Annotated in this window: 2 protein-coding genes; both read left to right on the top strand. The window is 60.1% G+C overall.

Annotated features, from left to right (window positions below):
* The first annotated feature begins 152 nt into the window (after positions 1-152).
* Positions 153-1,880: an HlyD family efflux transporter periplasmic adaptor subunit gene (locus QZL67_RS09140; protein ID WP_022290418.1), complete on the top strand. Its 1,728-nt coding sequence runs from the start codon at positions 153-155 to the stop codon at positions 1,878-1,880.
* On the top strand, positions 1,880-2,335 hold a 456-nt coding region (locus QZL67_RS09135; RefSeq protein WP_292920214.1), incomplete at its 3' end, for an ABC transporter ATP-binding protein. The genes QZL67_RS09140 and QZL67_RS09135, both read left to right, overlap by 1 nt.

Genomic DNA, 2,335 nt, shown 5'->3' with positions numbered 1-2,335 from the left:
ATACTTTTAAGCTGAAAATTATAGGGATATTAGAAAGAATTAGTTAAAAACAAGAACAAAATAAGAGAAAACTTTTCAGATTGGTTTTAGCTTTTTTCCGTATCATGCTACCAGAACGTTCCAGTGAGGAACGATGGAAAGGAATCTGTGTCATGAAGGAAGAACGAACAGAGGGACAGCTGGCGGTTGCACAACCGGCGGAAGAGATCCCTGCCGCTCCCAAGAAAAGGCGGCTGAAACGACTGCTCAAAGGGAAAAAGCGCAAGTGCCTGGCGCTGCTGGTGGCAGCGGCCATTGTGGCCGGCATTCTGGCGGCGCGGGGGTTCGGCGGCCAGGAGGCCGCGGCGGAGGCCAGCTACCAGACGGCCACCGTGGAGACGCGGAACATCACCCGCTCCCTCAGCTCCAGCGGAACGCTGCAGCCGGCGGACTCGTACACCGTCAGCACCCTGGTCTCCGGTGAGATCCTCAGTGATACGTTTGAGGAGGGAGATCAGGTGGAAAAGGGACAGCTGCTCTACACCCTGGATTCCTCCGGGGCCTCCAACAGCCAGACCCAGGCCCAGAACAGCTATACCCAGGCCCAGACCAACTACCAGCAGGCGGTGGCGGCCAAGTATCCCACTGCGGACCTGAGCGGAACGGTCAGCGAGGTCTATGTGAAAAACGGAGACACGGTCAGCGCCGGTACGGAGCTGATGCGGATCGTGGGGGACAATCACATTTACCTCACCGGCCTTTTCCCTTACGCCAGCCCCTCTGATTTCTACATCGGTCAGACCGCGACCATCTACATCAACGGGTTTGCGGGCACCACCACCGGTACAGTCACGGCGGTCTCCACGTCTACGTTTACCACCTCCAGCGGCCAGCAGGCGGTATCCGTCCAGGTGAAGGCGTCCAATCCGGGGCTTGTGACGTCGGATTACACGGCCACCATCTATGTGGGCAGCTATGCCAGCTATGGTCAGACCAGCATCAATCTCGGTACTTCCAGCGTGGTCACGGCCGAGGCATCCGGCAAGATCTCGGGCCTGAGCTGGCTGGCCGGTGACACCATCTCCGAAGGCGACCGGATCTGCACCATCACCGGAAACAGCGTGGATAACTCCATTCAAAACGCCGAGATCAATGTGGAAAACGCCCAGTCCTCCCTGGAAAATGCCAAGGAGACGCTGGATGACTATTCCATCACCGCACCCATCTCCGGTGAAGTGGTCACCAAAAACGCCAAGGCCGGAGACAAGATCGAGGGCGGTTCCGATGGTACGCTGTGTGTCATTTACGATCTGAGTTATCTGGAGATGACCATGAACATCGATGAGCTGGATATCTCCGACGTGGCAGTGGGCCAGGAGGTCCAGATCACCGCCGATGCCGTGGAGGGCACCACCTATACCGGCGTGGTCACCAAGGTCTCTGTGGCAGGGACCACCTCCGGCGGCATCACCACCTATCCCGTCACCGTCCGCATTGATGAGACCGACGGCCTGCGGCCCGGCATGAACGTGGATGCGGAGATCATTCTGGACTCCGCCGAAGATGTGCTGGCCATCCCCAGCGGTGCGGTGAACCGGGGCAACACGGTTCTCATTACCGCGGACTCCCCCAGCGCGGCAAACGCCCTGGACCAGGAGGCCCCGGAGGGCTATGTTTACGTGGAGGTGGAGACCGGCATCAGCGACGACAGCTACATCCAGATCCTCTCCGGATTGCAGGAGGGTGACACCGTGGCGTACCTGCAAACGTCCGGCGGCTCCGGGGACATGGCCATGGGCGCCATGGGGATGATGCCCTCCGGCGGGATGGGCGGCGGCATGAACGGTGGCCCCGTCGCCGGAGGCGGCGGGATGTCCGGCGGGCCCGGAGGAGGCTTCTGATGGGCCCCCTCATTGAGTTCCGCCACGTCTGCAAGACCTATCAGATGGGCGACACCCTGATCCGGGCGGCCAATGACATCTCCATGAAGATTGACCGCAATGAATTTGTGGCCATTGTGGGCCAGTCCGGCTCCGGCAAGTCCACCTGCATGAATATTATCGGCTGCCTGGACGTTCCCACTTCCGGCACCTATCTGCTGGACGGCCGGGACGTGGGCCAGATGAACAAAAACCAGCTGGCGGCCATCCGCAACAAGATGTTGGGCTTTATTTTCCAGCAGTATAATCTGCTGCCCAAGCTGACGCTGCTGGAAAACGTGGAGGTCCCCCTGATGTATGCCGGGGTTCCCAAGGCGGAGCGCCGGGAGCGGGCCAAAGTCGCCCTGGAGCTGGTGGGCCTTGGCGATAAGCTCCGCCACAAGCCCATGCAGCTCTCCGGCGGCCAGCAGCAGCGG

The sequence above is a fragment of the Oscillibacter sp. CAG:155 genome (assembly GCA_000436875.1).
Lineage (GTDB): Bacteria > Bacillota > Clostridia > Oscillospirales > Oscillospiraceae > Oscillibacter.
Note: the sequence above shows the minus strand (reverse complement) of the source record. Positions and strands in the feature narration are given on the sequence as shown.

Excerpts from the sequence above, each read along its gene's own strand:
- QZL67_RS09140 (WP_022290418.1), top strand. The coding sequence starts at position 153 with ATGAAGGAAGAACGAACAGAGGGACAGCTGGCGGTTGCACAACCGGCG.